Annotated in this window: 13 protein-coding genes and 5 tRNA genes; 6 read left to right on the forward strand and 12 right to left on the reverse strand. The window is 34.3% G+C overall.

Going from position 1 to position 16,178, the window contains the following annotated elements; genetic code table 11:
• Window positions 1-4: 4 nt before the first annotated feature.
• Window positions 5-2,875 carry a glycosyltransferase family 39 protein gene (locus CLOCL_RS16070; RefSeq protein WP_014256325.1) on the forward strand — a complete coding sequence of 957 codons (2,871 nt, stop codon included), beginning with the start codon at window positions 5-7 and terminating at the stop codon, window positions 2,873-2,875.
• Window positions 2,876-2,897: 22 nt separating this feature from the next.
• Window positions 2,898-3,872 carry a glycosyltransferase family 2 protein gene (locus CLOCL_RS16075; RefSeq protein ID WP_014256326.1) on the forward strand — a complete coding sequence of 325 codons (975 nt, stop codon included), beginning with the start codon at window positions 2,898-2,900 and terminating at the stop codon, window positions 3,870-3,872.
• 357 nt (window positions 3,873-4,229) lie between these two features.
• Here CLOCL_RS16075 and CLOCL_RS16080 read toward each other — a convergent pair.
• The 4 genes from CLOCL_RS16080 to CLOCL_RS16095 all read right to left on the reverse strand — a co-directional run bounded on the left by CLOCL_RS16080 (window position 4,230) and on the right by CLOCL_RS16095 (window position 4,638).
• A tRNA-Tyr gene (locus tag CLOCL_RS16080) sits at window positions 4,230-4,314 on the reverse strand.
• A gap of 4 nt (window positions 4,315-4,318) precedes the next feature.
• A tRNA-Thr gene (locus tag CLOCL_RS16085) sits at window positions 4,319-4,394 on the reverse strand.
• Between the two features lie 14 nt (window positions 4,395-4,408).
• Window positions 4,409-4,485, reverse strand: a tRNA-Asp gene (locus tag CLOCL_RS16090).
• A 78-nt stretch (window positions 4,486-4,563) separates the two neighbouring features.
• Window positions 4,564-4,638 (reverse strand) — tRNA-Glu (locus CLOCL_RS16095).
• Between the two features lie 662 nt (window positions 4,639-5,300).
• On the opposite strand from CLOCL_RS16095, the gene CLOCL_RS16100 reads away from it, so the two are divergent.
• Window positions 5,301-5,376 (forward strand) — tRNA-Lys (locus tag CLOCL_RS16100).
• A gap of 296 nt (window positions 5,377-5,672) precedes the next feature.
• Here CLOCL_RS16100 and CLOCL_RS16105 read toward each other — a convergent pair.
• From CLOCL_RS16105 to CLOCL_RS16120, 4 genes are all read right to left on the reverse strand, one after another.
• Window positions 5,673-6,944, reverse strand: coding sequence for an adenylosuccinate synthase (locus tag CLOCL_RS16105; protein WP_014256327.1), 1,272 nt, complete (start codon window positions 6,942-6,944; stop codon window positions 5,673-5,675).
• 391 nt (window positions 6,945-7,335) lie between these two features.
• A complete protein-coding gene (locus CLOCL_RS16110) occupies window positions 7,336-7,548 on the reverse strand; it encodes a DUF1858 domain-containing protein (RefSeq protein WP_014256328.1) in 213 nt (70 codons plus the stop codon).
• 179 nt (window positions 7,549-7,727) lie between these two features.
• A complete protein-coding gene (locus CLOCL_RS16115) occupies window positions 7,728-8,282 on the reverse strand; it encodes a Fe-S-containing hydro-lyase (protein WP_014256329.1) in 555 nt (184 codons plus the stop codon).
• Window positions 8,283-8,304: 22 nt separating this feature from the next.
• A complete protein-coding gene (locus CLOCL_RS16120) occupies window positions 8,305-9,147 on the reverse strand; it encodes a fumarate hydratase (protein ID WP_014256330.1) in 843 nt (280 codons plus the stop codon).
• Window positions 9,148-9,494: 347 nt separating this feature from the next.
• On the opposite strand from CLOCL_RS16120, the gene CLOCL_RS16125 reads away from it, so the two are divergent.
• Both CLOCL_RS16125 and CLOCL_RS16130 read left to right on the forward strand, forming a co-directional pair.
• Window positions 9,495-9,887 (forward strand): universal stress protein, encoded by a 393-nt coding sequence (locus CLOCL_RS16125; protein ID WP_014256331.1) that lies wholly within the window; start codon window positions 9,495-9,497, stop codon window positions 9,885-9,887.
• A 390-nt stretch (window positions 9,888-10,277) separates the two neighbouring features.
• Complete coding sequence (locus tag CLOCL_RS16130; protein ID WP_014256332.1) at window positions 10,278-10,556, forward strand: HU family DNA-binding protein; 279 nt, start codon at window positions 10,278-10,280, stop codon at window positions 10,554-10,556.
• A gap of 71 nt (window positions 10,557-10,627) precedes the next feature.
• Here the strand turns inward: CLOCL_RS16130 and spo0A are convergent, their stop codons facing one another.
• On the reverse strand, window positions 10,628-11,437 hold the full coding sequence (gene spo0A, locus CLOCL_RS16135; protein ID WP_014256333.1) for a sporulation transcription factor Spo0A: 810 nt from the start codon (window positions 11,435-11,437) through the stop codon (window positions 10,628-10,630).
• Between the two features lie 183 nt (window positions 11,438-11,620).
• Window positions 11,621-12,889 (reverse strand): 3-phosphoshikimate 1-carboxyvinyltransferase, encoded by a 1,269-nt coding sequence (gene aroA / locus CLOCL_RS16140; RefSeq protein WP_014256334.1) that lies wholly within the window; start codon window positions 12,887-12,889, stop codon window positions 11,621-11,623.
• A 483-nt stretch (window positions 12,890-13,372) separates the two neighbouring features.
• Here aroA and CLOCL_RS16145 point away from each other — a divergent pair, with 483 nt between their 5' ends.
• Window positions 13,373-14,293, forward strand: a complete 921-nt coding sequence (locus tag CLOCL_RS16145) for a response regulator (protein WP_014256335.1) — start codon at window positions 13,373-13,375, stop codon at window positions 14,291-14,293.
• A 57-nt stretch (window positions 14,294-14,350) separates the two neighbouring features.
• Here the strand turns inward: CLOCL_RS16145 and CLOCL_RS16150 are convergent, their stop codons facing one another.
• Complete coding sequence (locus CLOCL_RS16150; protein WP_014256336.1) at window positions 14,351-15,487, reverse strand: THUMP domain-containing class I SAM-dependent RNA methyltransferase; 1,137 nt, start codon at window positions 15,485-15,487, stop codon at window positions 14,351-14,353.
• 231 nt (window positions 15,488-15,718) lie between these two features.
• The gene (locus tag CLOCL_RS16155) at window positions 15,719-16,063 is read right to left on the reverse strand and encodes a hypothetical protein (RefSeq protein WP_014256337.1); all 345 of its coding nucleotides are present in this window, start codon (window positions 16,061-16,063) and stop codon (window positions 15,719-15,721) included.
• Window positions 16,064-16,178: the final 115 nt, after the last annotated feature.

Raw genomic sequence — 16,178 nt, forward strand, 5'->3', positions numbered from 1 at the left:
CAGCGTGTCAAAGAAGCTGTCAGGTATCTGCTTTTTATTTATGCTGATAATATTTATATCACCACTGAACTCCTTTGGTGCAAATGGAAACCTAGCACAGAATCCCGGATTTGAAGAAGGCACAATAGAAGACGGATTATCTTGGACTTATGACTGTTGGGATAAAACCGAGGGCGTTACACAGTTCTTGCTGGATGAAAACCAATCACATAGCGGTTCTAAAAGCGCCTTGATCATAAATAATTCTCCAAACGATTCGAGATTTAAACAGACAATTAAAGTAAAACCCAATACCTATTACAGAATGTCCTGTTGGATTAAGACTCAAAACGTAGGCTCTGAAAACAAAGGTGCCAACCTTTCCATTGATAACTCCCTTGATACGTCAAAGGACATTAAAGGTACAAGCGAACACTGGGAATACGTGGAACTTTACGGAAAGACAAGTCCTAACCAGGAAAGTCTTACTCTTACAATAGGCATTGGGGGATATGGAAGTACAAATACAGGTAAGGCATGGTTTGACAGTATTGAAGTCGTCGAGCTTGACAGTATGCCTCCCGGCAAAACAGCCGTGAACATGGATCCAAACTGGAATGCGGAACAAGATCAAAGCAATACAGTAATGATTAATCCTTTCTTGCTTGCATTCATTGTTATAATGGCGTGGTTAACAATATCGGCCTTTTTTATTGTATATAAATATAAACCTGGCAAAAAAAACTCTTCGCCTGTCGGCACAAAAGGAATTTCCGCAAATACTCAACCAATTAAAGTAACAAAAGTAAGCTTAGATAAAAAAGATTTTATAATTATGGCTTCAATGTCTCTTATATATCTTTTGGTTGCGTTATTCAATTTAGGAGACCTTAAAGCGCCTACCACATCCTGGATTCCTGCTGAATCAGGTGAAAACTTTGTTGTTGATTTGGGAAGAGATGTAACCCTTTCACGAATTTATTTTTACTTAGGGTTGGGAAAAGACAAGAACATCCGTGGAGACTACAGGATTGAATACTATGATGAAGAAACAGGGTTTACACATCTTGCGGCCTTCTCCAAGGAAGATATATTTATATGGAAATATATTGATACTGCCCCTGTCAGAACAAGAAAACTGAAATTCATAGTTGATATCCCTGGCGGAGCCCTTAACGAAATAGGCATTATGGAATATGGAGCTACTAAACCCTTAGATGGAATTGCAATAGTTGAAACAAACACCAGTGAAAAAAGTACAGGAAGTATCGAAAACCTTTTTGATGAACAAGACCTTGTAGTTTTCAAACCTTCCTATAAAAACGGTATGTACTTTGACGAAGTTTATCACGCACGGACTGCTTACGAGCATATAAACAAAATGGAACCTTATGAAACAACCCATCCTCCATTGGGCAAGGTTATTATGTCCCTGGGTATACTTGTTTTTGGAATGGTGCCTTTCGGTTGGAGAATAATGGGGACCTTATTTGGAGTTGCAATGATTCCTGCGATGTATGCCTTTGGCAAAAAAGTATTCCAAAAGAGATTTTATGCCTTTTGCGCGGCATTTCTCATGATGTTTGAATTTATGCATTTCAGCCAGACAAGGATTGCTACCATAGACAGCTATGTTACATTCTTTATTATACTTATGTATTATTACATGTATGACTACTTTATAAACAAATCCTATGTTCTTGGCTTTAGACAATCGTTAAAACCACTGTTTTTTAGTGGCTTGTTTTTCGGTCTGGGGATTGCAAGCAAGTGGATAGCCTTTTATGGTGCTGCCGGCCTTGCATTGTTGTTCTTTGTCACAAAAATAAATGAATACAATGATTACAAAAAATTAATTGCCAAAAATCCGCCCAAAGACTCCTGGGCCTATCGTTTCTATCCTCTATATATAAACTCAACCTTTTTATACTGTATATTTGCCTTTATTCTAATGCCATTAATTATATATATTATGTCTTATATTCCCTGGATGCAGGTTCCCGGTGAAGGCCACGGACTTAGCCTCTTTTATAAAAATTCACTGGACATGTTTGACTATCATGCCAACCTGGTAGACAGCCATCCTTATCAGTCGGCATGGTGGGAATGGCCTATTATGGTAAAACCCATGGCTTTCTATTTCGGAAGCGATCTTGGTCCAAATATGGCTTCAAAAATTTTCACAATGGGCAATCCAGCCATCTGGTGGACTGGAATTTTAGTATTTGGCATTTTTACAGTCTTTGCCCTTTCAAAAGTAAAAAAATATTTTGTCCCCATATTTGCTGTATCGGCTATTGCTTTTGTATATATGGTTTTCCCAAGCTCTATTGCCGAGGTTATTAATTCATCGAAATTGGAAATATGGTCTTTGATCATTTGTGCTGTTGTTTTATTACTGTTACTTGTATTCTTTAAATTTGATAAAAAACAGTTACTGGCTTCATTTGCCTCTTATGCAGTTTTTGTAATTACAGTATTAGCCTTCTACGGTGCGGAAAGAGATACAAGCTTTTACAAGCAATTTGATACCCGGCTGGCAATTTTGATTTTTCTGGCCATATGTATTTCCATACTGCTTAGAGGAATATACAAATACGACCGAAAACTTCTTCTGATAATGACAGCAATGGTATTCCAATATATACCGTGGATATTTGTCACAAGGTCAACTTACATCTATCACTATTTTTCTATTGTACCGTTTTTAATACTTTCAATAGTTTATATAATTAAGATTTTTGTCGATAATTACCCTAAAGGGAAGTTTTTAACCTATATTTACTTAGGATTGGTATTTGCACTGTTTATTCTTTTTTATCCGGGGCTATCAGGACTTGAAGTTCCTGTTAAATATATGGAAAATATGAAATGGTTCAATACTTGGTATTTTTAATAAAATTTTAGGAGGAAAATTTATGTCAGAAAAAATAGTTTGCTCAGTTGTAGTACCGCTCTACAATGAAGAAGAAGTTATTCTTGAAACTTATAACCGTCTGAAAAAAGTTATGGACTCTCTAAATGAGACCTATGAAATAATTTTTGTAAACGATGGAAGCAAGGATAAGACAGCTCAAATAGCTAACGAAATCTGTAACAAGGACAAAACAGTTAAATTAGTAGATTTCGCCAGAAACTTCGGACATCAGACAGCCATTACTGCAGGTATGGACTTTTCGGAAGGTGAGTGTGTTGTAGTTATTGATGCCGATTTACAAGACCCTCCGGAATTGATACCAAAAATGATGGAAAAATGGCGTGAGGGATATGATGTTGTATACGGTAAAAGAGCTAGCAGAAAAGGCGAAACTTTCTTTAAAAAGTTTACTGCAAAAGTCTTCTATCGATTCCTAAGAAGTATGACCGATGTGGATATTCCGGTTGATACCGGTGATTTCCGATTGATTGACAGGAAAGTTTGTGAAGCTTTAAAAATGGTAAATGAAAGAAACAGGTATATACGCGGTATTATAAGCTGGCTTGGATTTAAGCAAATTGGAATTGAGTTTCATAGGGACAAGCGTTTTGCAGGCGAGACAAAGTATCCTCTTAAGAAAATGATTAAATTTGCCCTTGACGCTATAACATCTTTCTCATACAAACCGTTGAAACTCGCATCCTATGTAGGAATGATTTTGTCCGTTGCAAGCTTTGTCTATCTACTCATAGTGCTTTATACCAAGCTGTTTATGCCCCATGTTACACAATCGGGCTGGGCATCAATAATTGCTGTTAACTTGCTATTTAACGGTATTACTTTAATGATTCTCGGTATTATAGGCGAATATATAGGAAGAATATATGATGAGGCAAAAGGAAGACCTCTTTATATTGTAAGACAGACCAAAAATTTCTCTGAAGAAAAATCCGATAAAATAACAGGAAGAAAATAATTATTGATTGTAATCAATATTAGGGGCATTAAGCCCCTTTTGTTTTTTTAAACAGTAAGAACGAAAAATCAAAATTCTGGTTTAATTTTGATTTGCTGGATGTTTTGATTTCGTTTTATCGGCTCTAGAATTCGTTTTAAGACCATGTATTACTTTACTATATAAATTCATATACATATAGCCTTTAATGCGTTTATAGCGTTTTTAAACGCATTGTGATATCAAAAGAAATATTATTAAAACAAAAGCAGTTGTCTTTGTCTTTTTAAAATAAAAGATTAACACCTATTCCTTTAGAATCACTGGATTGCATAATAAAAACCTTGTATAACGAATCTATCATTATACAAGGTTTTTTGGTGGGAGGAGATGGATTCGAACCATCGAAGTCATAGACAACAGATTTACAGTCTGCCCCCTTTGGCCACTCGGGAATCCTCCCAAATTGGAGCTGGTGGACGGATTTGAACCCCCGACCTATTGATTACAAGTCAATTGCTCTACCAGCTGAGCTACACCAGCATATTTAATTTTAATGGCGACCCGGAAGGGGCTCGAACCCTCGACCTCCAGCGTGACAGGCTGGCATTCTAACCAACTGAACTACCGGGCCGTATTATCTTTGACCTGTTCAACTGACCTATCAGCCTTTCTTATATCTGATAGGCCAGCCACTTAATACAGGTTATGATGGTGACCCATAGGGGACTCGAACCCCTGTTACCGCCGTGAAAGGGCGGTGTCTTAACCGCTTGACCAATGGGCCATTTACTTCATCAGTTAACGCTTTTTTGTTATGTTCGCCAACCGACAAAATATATTCTAACCAGATATCAATGAAATGTCAAGCATATTTTTTTAAAAAATTTGTAGAATTTTATACCCGTTTTAGCATTCTATAGATAATACAGTTCCAAGCCTTATTTTTCTAAGCTTCCACCCATATGATACAATAGTTAAGTAAATAATTATTATCAAAAAACATAGATGTCATGTACTATAGTACTCTGCGTCACAAATATAAAAACTGAAACTCATGATAAATCTATTCTGTATCTTCTTAATGTCTATTATATGAAATTAGCATTTTAATAGTTAACACTAAATTTTATCGTTACCTTTTTTCATATTAAGTTGTATAGAGCCAATATGGTATTTTGTGGAGCTGCAAAATCAAAAAACAGGGATTTTATACTTCTTTACGGGAGATTAGTGAAGAATAAATCAAGTTTTGTTGTAAATAATAAAGTTAAATTGCCTGAAAGCCGCCTGATGTGATTCCTTTTTAAATATCAGAGGTTTATTTGGTACCTCTTTACAGATTTACCCTTGCCAAAAAAAATAAATAAAAATAAAAAAATCAGTTGACAGAATTAAGTACCTATTGTATTATATATAACTGTGCGACGGAAACACACACTTATATAAGGGCTATTAGCTCAGTTGGCAGAGCACTTGACTTTTAATCAAGGTGTCCCGCGTTCGAGTCGCGGATAGCTCACCAAAATAGAAAAGACCTTGCAGAAAATTCAATGCAAGGTCTTTTCTATTTTTGCACTTATAACATGATTTTATCCGTAAAGCACCAAACCTACCGTTTGAATCTTTATATATCACTTGAGAAAACCCTATATAACAATTCATCTACAGTTAAATTTTATTTGACAGCGTAAAGCAAATGTGATATATCTCTAACAATTGAAGGCATTTTTGTTTTTGATTAAGAGTTGTAGATTAAAAGAAAAAACTCCGCTCATACAAAGCAGAGTTTTTTTATTCCGCGATTGATCGTCTTCTCATCTATACAACAATTGTCTGTTCTCTTTCTTTTCCCACACCAATTAACTTTATTTTAACTCCTACTACCTCTTCAATCCTTCTAAGGTATTTCTTTGCATTCTCCGGCAAATCGTCATAATTTCTTACATCAGAAATATCCTCATTCCAACCTTCAAATTCTTCATACACAGGCTCGCATTTTTCAAGTTCTTTCAAGCTGGCCGGGAAACTTTTAATCTCTTTGCCATCTTTTTTATAAGCTACACAAAGTTTTATTTTAGGCAGCTTTCCGATTGTATCCACATGATTTATAGCAAGTCCGGTTAAACCATTTACTCTGGCGGCTGTCCTTATCATCACAAGATCCAGCCATCCGCATCGCCTTGGTCTACCGGTTGTTGTTCCATATTCATGTCCAAGTTCTCTTATGGTATCACCTATTTCATTATCCTGTTCAGTCGGAAAAGGACCGGCTCCAACTCTTGAAGTATATGCCTTTAACACACCATATACCTCATCTATATATACAGGTCCTATCCCCGCACCGGTACATACCCCGCCCGCTATAGGATTGGAAGATGTAACATAGGGATAAGTCCCAAAATCCAGATCCAGAAAAGTTGCCTGTGCTCCTTCAAACAATATATTTTTTCCAGCTTCAATATAATCAAATATCACACTGGTGGAATCCACAACATGAGGTTTTATCTCTTTGGCATATTCCAAGTATTCCGATATAACTTCATCTTCATTGATAGGCTGCCCGCCGTATACTTTCTCAATTATAAGATTTTTAACTGCAAGGTTTTCTTTGACCTTTTTTACAAAAATCTCTTCATCTATTAAATCACATATCCTTATACCGCATCTCTCTGTCTTATCGGCATATGCCGGTCCTATACCTCTCTTGGTAGTTCCTATCGAATTTTTCCCTCTGAAATTTTCCTGAAGCTCGTCCAACAACCTATGGTATGGCATTATAACATGAGCCCTGTCACTAATCAATAACTTGCCGGTATCTATTCCTTTATCAGCGAGCTCTTTCATTTCCTTTAATAAAACAGCAGGATCTACAACCACACCATTTCCGATTATACAAGTCTTACCGCTGTGGAGAATACCTGAAGGTATAAGATGTAAAGCGTATTTTACACCGTCGGCCACTATAGTGTGTCCTGCATTATTACCTCCTGAAAAACGAACAACCACATCAGAGGTTTTGGCAAGCATATCTATATATTTTCCTTTGCCTTCGTCCCCCCATTGTGTACCTATAACCACTCTGGTAGCCATTCTACCAATCCCCCTATTCCCGGAAGTCAGCCCACAGATAACAGTTCTGAATGGTACTGCAGATTTCCTTATTTTTTACACAATTAAATTATAACTGTAAAGCAAAACAAATACAATAAAAACCTTACTTCACTATTATACCTGTATCTAATTAATAACACAACAATTATCCGAATATTTAATTCTTTTTTAACATGATTGTTCGTATTTTTTGATACTATAACCTTATTTTATTTACTCTTTTTTAGTACACAGTCATTAATTAAATTCAACCTAAAAACACAAAAATAAGACACATTATTGGTGTCTTATTTTTACATCACGAACTTTTGCTTATACTGTTTCAAAAAAATTATCTTACTAAATTGAAATGCTGCATTGTACCTACGGATTACTCCTGCTCTTTTTTAGCGAAATATTCGTTAAGCTCTTTTACAAGTTTTTCAGCATCAATGCCATGAATCGCACAAGCATCTGCAATACTTTCGCCTGATGAAGACGGACAACCCAGACAATGCATTCCATTACTCAAGAATATAGGCGCTGTGCCCCTATCAATTCTCAATACTTCAGATATTATCATATCCGGTGTAATCTTAACCATAATTTTCCCTCCTAAATTGAAATTGGTTGAATATTTCAAAAAACACTCTTCTAGTTATTATACACTACCTGTCAATAAAAATATACCCCTTTTAATATTCAAAAAAAATGTTATCTAATTATTGTTACCCAATAGAATTTGTAATAAACATAAAACTACAGCTTGCTTTTATTTTCCAACTAAATGGTTTGTCTAAACTTTTTCTTTCCGATTTCATATAGATTATTGCCAAAGCAGTCTATAATTACAGTTGCAGGAAAGTCTTTTACAGTTAACTTTCTTAAAGCCTCTGTTCCCAAATCAGGAAATGCGATTATCTCTTCGTCCACAATTGATTTTGCAATTAACGCTCCTGCACCTCCAATAGCCCCAAAATATACCGCACTGTATTTCTTCATAGCGTCTATAACACTATCATCTCTTAATCCCTTTCCTATCATTCCGCTAAGCCCCAACTCAATCAATTTCGGTGTATAAGCATCTACCCGGCCACTGGTTGTTGGCCCTGCAGAACCTATAACTTCTCCCGGTTTTGCAGGACAAGGTCCCACATAATATATAATTTGATCCTTAATATCAAAAGGAATGCTTTTTCCTTCTTCAATCATACTTATCATTCTTTTATGGGCAGCATCCCTGGCTGTATAAATAACACCGCTTATATTTACTATATCTCCTGCTTTAAGTTTTTTGACTTCTTCCTTAGTTAAAGGTGTTTGAATGTTGTAAAACAATTTTATCCCTCCAGTATATTCCCTATAATTCAATTTCCGCATGCCTTGTTGCATGACAGTTTATATTAACCGCAACAGGAAGCCCTGCTATGTGTGTAGGATATACTTCAACATTTACTGCTAAAGCTGTGGTTCTTCCTCCAAGGCCCGAAGGTCCTATTCCCAACTTGTTTATTTCGGTAAGCAATTGATTTTCAAGTTCTCTCACATACTCAATTTCACTTCTTTGGTTTATTGGCCTTAAAAGAGCTTTCTTAGCCAATAGAGCTGCCTTTTCCATTGTACCGCCTATACCGACTCCTACTACAATTGGAGGACATGGATTAGGGCCAGCATTATCAACAGTATCAATGACAAACTTTTTAACCCCTTCTATCCCATCGGCAGGTTTTAACATTCTTAAAGCACTCATATTTTCACTTCCAAATCCTTTAGGTGCTACAGTAATTTTAAGTTTATCACCCTCTACGATATTGTAGTGAATCACAGCCGGTGTATTGTCCTTTGTGTTAATCCTTTCTATCGGATCTTTTACAACGGATTTTCTTAGATATCCTTTCTCATATCCTCTTCTTACACCTTCATTTATAGAGTCTGTAATACTTCCCCCTATTACATGTACATCTTGTCCTATATCAACAAATACCACTGCCATACCGGTATCCTGGCAAATAGCAACTCCTTTTTCTTTTGCAATATTAGCATTTTCAATCAGCTTTCCCAGAATATCTTTTCCGGTTTCAGACTGTTCGGTTTGTATAGAATTTTTTATGCTATCCATAATATCATCATTAAGGTAATAGTTGGCACTCTTACAAAGCTCTTCCACAGCTTCGGTTATTTTATCGGTATGTATTGTTCTCATAACTACCTCCGTCTCTCTTTATACTCATAGCAATAGTATACTAAAAAAAATTACCTTTTTACATTGTTAATTCAAAATTAAAAAATTGTTCACATATGAACTAAAAAATTCTGCTATAATTATTAATGTTGGATATTCTTTAAATTGCTCTTTATTAAATTAGCAGTTTGGATGTGTCGCAAATGTTTAAAAACTTAAATCTTGGGCTGCCAAATTTATATAATTTGCTTTTAGCTCAGTTTGTTAATGTTTACTATGCCAGGCAAGTATGTTAATATACCTTTGGATTTTATTGTATTTTGATACTGATTGTTTGTCATTTCAATAAATGAAAGGGGTTTTGTTTTTTGGATTCTCCTAAAAATATACTCGTATGCGTTACTCAGCAAAAAACATGTGAAAGATTAATTAGAAAAGCTGCTAATTTAAAAAATGAGCTCAAAGGTGAGCTTTTTGTAATTCATGTTGCAAAGAACGCATGGAATTTCTTAGACAACATCAAAGAAGGAGAAGCACTTGACTATCTGTTCAGAATTTCTAAATCTGTAGGTGCTGACTTATCAGTGCTCAAATCAGACAATATTGTTGAAACCATTGTTGCTTTTGCAAAAGAAAAAAACATTTCACATATAGTAATGGGTGAATCCCCCAACGATCATAAGGAAAACAATTTTTTTTCCGATCTGAAGTCTATGCTTCCTAATATAGAAATAACAGTAGTACCTCAAGAAGAAATTTAATATACCTTAACTATAACATAAAAGAAAATAACTACTGCTAAAAATTATAGCAATAGTTATTTTTTTATAACTTATACCTTTAGTCGAATTTAGTCACATTTAACTGGAAATTTCACACCAAAAATACATGGCCATTAATAAAAAAAGTGATAGTTATATCGTTACTTTTTCCAATAAATTTTCCGATTAAGGTGTATGCAAAAATGAGCAAAACACAAATAAAATATAAGTTTGCACAATATTATACACACTGTGAATCTATTTTTCAAGAAAAATATATAAAAATAAAAAAAAAGTTGCTTTAAACCATGATTTTATCAGGAATAGCTTGACTTTCCACTTTATTCATTATAAAATATTGTCGAATTCCAAATATAGGAGGTTGTGTACATGAACAAAACAGAATTGGTAAACTCAATTGCTTCTAAGTCGGGTTTGAACAAAAAGAACAGTGAAGCTGCATTGAACGCTTTTATCGCATCAGTTGAAGAGACTCTTGCAAAAGGCGAAAAAGTTGTACTTGTTGGATTCGGTACTTTCGAAGTAAGAAATAGGGCTGCTAGAAAAGGAAGAAACCCACAAACTAAAAAAGAAATCACAATTCCTGCATCAAAAGCTCCTGTATTTAAAGCAGGTAAAGGCTTAAAAGATATTGTTAACAAAAAGTAATAATTATTAATTTTAATAAATATTAAAGTCCTGTCTTATTATAAGACAGGACTTTAATATTTATTAAAATTTCACCTTATCCCCATGGAAATTCTAATTTTATCTGCCATCATTGCTATACATTCTGAATTTGTAGGTTTACCCTTAGTATAATTTATAGTATATCCGAATAAAGAATCAATTGTGTCAAGATTTCCTCTAGACCATGCACTTTCGATAGCATTCCTTATTGCTCTTTCCACTTTCTGAGCAGTAGTATTAAACTTCTCTGCCACAGCTGGGTACAAACTTTTTGTTATTGAGCTGTACATTTTTGAATTTTTTACTGTAAGCACAATTGCCTCACGAAGATACTGATAACCAGCCATATGCGGTGGTATCCCAATATCATGCATCAGATTTGTGACTTCCACTTCTATATCGTATGTACGGTCTAAAGCTTCAGCATTTGAAAATTCAGTGTTCTTACTTACCGCTCTGTTAGAAAAAGCTGAAAGATACTTTTCTTCGTATAACTGCCTAATCCTTGTCACTAAAACTTCAACGTCAAAAGGTTTTATTATGTAATACTCTGCACCTAAAGATACTGCTTTTTGGATAAACATATCCTGACCAATTGCTGACAACATGATAAAAATAGGCTTTCGTTCCATTTTGTGTGTCTCGAGCTTTTCAAGAACTCCTATACCGTCAATATTCGGCATAATAATATCAAGCACAACAACATCAGGTTTTAACGATTTAATCATTTCTATTGCCTGCAACCCGTCTTTTGCAGTTCCTACAACATCTAAATCTTCATATTGCTCCATATATTCTTTTAGCAACTCCACAAATTCCATATTGTCGTCAGCAATTAAAATCGAAATCTTTTCTTTCATTTCAAACTCCCTTTACCAAATAAATCTTCCTTAATAAGTTTTATTTACATTAAGAAAATTAAATAAGCAATTTCTAGTCTAATTAAGTTTATCTATATCTTTTTTATAGAATTACAAAATAAACATCTTAATTCTATTATAATATAAAAATCATTAAAATAACACATTTTACCCCAAAATTCATCAATAAATCTCCATATCTCCTCCACACTCATTCATATACTTAACAAACTCAGGAAAAGTCACATTGATTGCTTCTGCTGAGTCTATAAGAGTTTCTCCTTCACTATTTAATCCTGCAACAGCTAAAGCCATAACTATGCGATGATCATCATAGCCGTTAACTTTGCATCCCTTAAGTTTACTTTCACGTATAATCAGTCCGTCCTCTAATTCTTGAATATCTGCCCCCATTTTTCCAAGCTGTTCACACATAACATGTATTCTGTCGGTTTCCTTTAGCCTTGCTTGAGGAACATTCAATAACCTTGTCTCGCCTTTGGCAAAGCATCCGGCAACTGCCATAGCTGGCAAAGCATCCGGAATAGCATTCATATCTATATCCCTTCCGCAAAGCCCATTTCCCTTAATTATAATCTTATCTTTCAGTCTCGTTACTTTTGCCCCCATATCTTCCAGTATTGAGAAAACTGCTTTATCTCCTTGAGGATCTGTAACATCCAGATTTTCCAATATAAATTCTTCCCCCGATATGGCTGCTAAAACTGCAAAGAAAGTTGCAGATGAAAAGTCTCCGGGAATGGTAACGTCAAAGGATTTATACTTTTGATTTCCTTTTATATAAAAAGACTTATACTGGTGGTTCTCATATTTTATACCTTGCTTATCCAACCACCAAGTTGTTATATCCACATAAGGTATTTCATTAAGACGAGTAACTACTATCTCAGTATCATTCTCAGCCATAGGAGAACTAATCAAAAGAGAAGAAAGAAATTGAGAAGTAACAGAATCCAAATCTGTTTTACCGCCTTTCAACTTCCCTCTGATCACAACTGGTGCAGTCCCATTGCTATTGGTTGAAAAAGCTTCAGCTCCAAGATTATTTATTGCCTTTATAAGAGGAGCCAGAGGTCTTCTCCGTACCTGATAATCGCCGGTAAAAATAGAATATCCTTCTCCAAGCGCAGCCAAGGTAACTCCAATTCTTAAAGTAGTACCGGAATTGCCGACATTTATAACATCGGAAGGAGTACAAGGACCTCCGCTAAAACCGTCTACAATAAAATTGTTATCAACAAAATCTATTTTTGCACCTAATGCTTTACATACCTCAACTGCAGAAAGCGCATCATTCGAAATAAGTGGGTCTCGTATTATTGATTTACCTTCAGCAAGACTGGCTAAAAAAAGAGCTCTTATTGTATGAGATTTAGACCCTGGAATTCTTACTTTACCGCTTACTTTTGATTTTTTAACCTTTAATATCATAAAATACTCCTTTCTACCATACTGCCTAAATTATACAACCGAAATAATGGAATTAAGAAATCTTAAATCCTTAAAGTAAAAATTTTAATATGCCTGCTTTGATCAATATCAGCAAAATTTAACCTGTTGTTACATAATCCTTTTCTATATATTAACATACAATTTTAAAATATAGAATAAAATAATTATTGTTTATCACTCCCAATTATTAAAGAAACATACTTTTAACCTTAACTCATCAATATGTTTGTTATACTTTTTGCTTAAAGGTAGTGTGTATAAATACGGTATTTTGTATTATTATCAATATTTTTCAAAATGGTACTACAATTTGCAATAAAATTGTGTTAGTATATATAATACATAATATCTTTAGTAATAGTGTTGATCTATCGCTGTTAATAAATGTCAACTCTATTAAAAACAATTTTGCATCAAAAATCAACATTTTTATACAAATTTATTATAATAAGGGAATTAATTATGGATGGAACAATTTTACTTATAGACTATTCTGAATACGAAAGGGAAAAAATTAAAATTACCTTTGATAATTTCGGTGAATTTCAGTTTATTGAAGTAGAAAATATCAATAAATACAAACAAATCAGCGAGAATTTACCTGATTTGTCTCTTATAATTATTGACATTTCATTTCCTTCTGAGAGAGAAGGTTTTGAAGTTATTTCTTCACTTAGGAAAAACTCTTCAACAGCTAATACGCCCATCATAATTGTAACTAAATCTGACAATATACAATATAAAGATCATGCACTTAAATTCAATGTTAGTGACTTCATTATCAAGCCTTATCCGCCTAAGCGTTTGGAAAATTCGATAAAAAGCACTTTAAAAATAGATAATAAATTTAGATATAATTTGGGCAGTGTCAATGTTATTACTATGTCAGTGGAAGATTATATTGCTAAAGAATTTAAGATAGCTTCAAGAGCAAACCAAAGCCTGTCAATAGTATTTATAACCCATATAGATATAAATAAACCGTCTTCTGAAGACCCTAGGATAATATCTTCAGAACAGAAATCACAAATATATAATATGGCAATTGAAAAAGTAAAATCGGCATCAAGGTCTACCGATACCGTTATTTTCAATGATGATAAAGATATATTGGTGATACTGCCCTTCACAAACTCGCAGGGGGCTGAAATAGTTGTAAACAAAATAAACGACAATTTAGTTCAAGGTTTAAAAGCACTAAATGTACCTTCCGATTACTTTTACATTGTTTATACAACTTTTCCTCAGGACGGTAAGAATTTCCAAGCCGTTATGGAAAAGGCATTAAAAAAAGTCGAAGATAAAATTATGCTTGAAAAAATAACCAATATAAGCTTAAATAAACTTGATCATGCAAGGAAAACCTATCGTAAGTTTAACTAGTAACTTATATCGGTTATATTTTTGCCTTCAAATATTACAACTTTTATAATAGCTTTTTTACACCTTTGGAGGCGGTGGACCATAAAACTGATAGTAGTTACATTGTATTCTGCCATTATAGAGTTTTCTCTTTTTATTTGCTTTTTTACCAAAGAGTTTTTCAAATCCCTGATGGGAAGTTAAAATATAATATGACCAGGTATCCAACGAACTAAATACATTTCCCATTTCCCTGTACAGTTTTTCAATCTCCTTCATTTGTCCCAGACGTTCACCGTATGGAGGATTACATATTATAAAACCGTATTTTTCTTTAGAACGTATCTCAGACATGGGCATCCTTTGAATATGTATATATTTATCCACGCCTGCCTTCTTAGCATGATATCTTGCAAGTCTTACAGCATCTTCGCTTATATCGGTTCCATGGATCTTAAGCTTTCTATCAAAATTTATCATTTCACGTGCTTCTTTTCTGGCCTCTGCCCAAAGTGCTTTCGGAATATTTGGCCATTTTTCAGAATCAAATTCCCTTTGTAGTCCCGGTGCCATATCCAGGCCAATCATTGCTGCTTCAATAGGAATTGTACCCGAACCACAAAAAGGGTCAAATAAAGCCCGGTCATTTTTCCACCTGCTAATAAGAATTAGCGCACTAGCCAGGGTCTCCTTCAAAGGTGCGCCTCCCACAAGCTCTCTATATCCTCTTTTGTGAAGCCCTGCCCCACTCGTATCAATAGTTAATGTTGCCATATCTTTTAGTAATGCCACTTCAATCCTGTAACGAGGTCCCGTTTCTTTAAACCATTGGCATTTATACTTTTGCTTAAGCCTTTCAACTATAGCTTTTTTTACAATAGCTTGGCAGTCAGGAACACTATAAAGCTTTGAATCGACTGACTTACCCTCCACTGGGAACTCTCCGTCTTCAGGTATCCACTGTTCCCAGGGCAGTGCCTTTGTCTTTTCAAACAATTCTTCAAAGGACAGAGCTTTAAATTCCCCCATTTTCAACAGCACACGGTCTGCTGTCCTGAGCCATAAATTTGTCCTGCATATAGCACTTTCATCACCGGAAAAAGTCACTTTTCCATTCTCTACATGTTGATCATCATAACCTAAATTTTTTAGCTCTCTACTTACAACCGCTTCTATTCCGAAGGCAGCTGTAGCAATTAAATGTATTTTTCCCATACAATCATACCTCAATCTGTTTGCAACTTATATCGAGCAGTTTTTATTATATCTTTTGTGAGTAATAACATCAATAAGTTAAAAAAATTAATGCAGCCTGGACTGTATTATTTCGTTTTCATAAAGTAAAGTTTTATCTTTTTGAAATATCAACTGGTTATTCGAATATTTTTTACATCATGAATAAATTTAGGTTTTCCTCATTTATTGATTTTTCAAACTGAACAACAATTAGTTTTTGCAACTATCATCTACAGTAATACCAGTTGTTAAGCTCATATCTGTGCATTCATCCTTCGTTACCTGAAGTATTTCGTTTATAGATGCTCCTCCACACAGAACTCTTATCATTTCATCTATTGCTTCTAATTCTTTTTTATTTTGAGAATATTTTTTAATTATCCTTTTGACTCCGTTAAATAATCTACTCTCATCATTTGCATTAATTTCATCTTTCAATATTTGTGAAAAAACTTCCGGTAAATTACACATATTCCTTTCCATATCCTCAAGCTCTTTTATTGTTTCTATAATGTCGCTATAAATATTGGTATCTATGACAATTCCTCCTTTCATAATTTGCAAAAATATAAGACCTATGCCAGATATTTTTCGTCAAATTAATTTATCCACTTTTAAGTAAATACGATAAAACTTCAGAAACCACATCTTGGATTTTTCATATTGCTTC

This window comes from Acetivibrio clariflavus DSM 19732 (assembly GCF_000237085.1).
GTDB lineage: Bacteria > Bacillota > Clostridia > Acetivibrionales > Acetivibrionaceae > Acetivibrio > Acetivibrio clariflavus.

What these genes read in the sequence shown, in the direction of transcription:
- CLOCL_RS16130 (WP_014256332.1), top strand. Translation starts at nt 10,278, where the DNA reads ATGAACAAAACAGAATTGGTAAACTCAATTGCTTCTAAGTCGGGTTTG.
- spo0A (WP_014256333.1), bottom strand. Translation starts at nt 11,437, where the DNA reads ATGAAAGAAAAGATTTCGATTTTAATTGCTGACGACAATATGGAATTT.
- CLOCL_RS16110 (WP_014256328.1), bottom strand. Translation starts at nt 7,548, where the DNA reads ATGGTTAAGATTACACCGGATATGATAATATCTGAAGTATTGAGAATT.
- CLOCL_RS16120 (WP_014256330.1), bottom strand. Translation starts at nt 9,147, where the DNA reads ATGAGAACAATACATACCGATAAAATAACCGAAGCTGTGGAAGAGCTT.
- CLOCL_RS16075 (WP_014256326.1), top strand. Translation starts at nt 2,898, where the DNA reads ATGTCAGAAAAAATAGTTTGCTCAGTTGTAGTACCGCTCTACAATGAA.
- aroA (WP_014256334.1), bottom strand. Translation starts at nt 12,889, where the DNA reads ATGATATTAAAGGTTAAAAAATCAAAAGTAAGCGGTAAAGTAAGAATT.
- CLOCL_RS16105 (WP_014256327.1), bottom strand. Translation starts at nt 6,944, where the DNA reads ATGGCTACCAGAGTGGTTATAGGTACACAATGGGGGGACGAAGGCAAA.
- CLOCL_RS16145 (WP_014256335.1), top strand. Translation starts at nt 13,373, where the DNA reads ATGGATGGAACAATTTTACTTATAGACTATTCTGAATACGAAAGGGAA.
- CLOCL_RS16155 (WP_014256337.1), bottom strand. Translation starts at nt 16,063, where the DNA reads ATGAAAGGAGGAATTGTCATAGATACCAATATTTATAGCGACATTATA.
- CLOCL_RS16150 (WP_014256336.1), bottom strand. Translation starts at nt 15,487, where the DNA reads ATGGGAAAAATACATTTAATTGCTACAGCTGCCTTCGGAATAGAAGCG.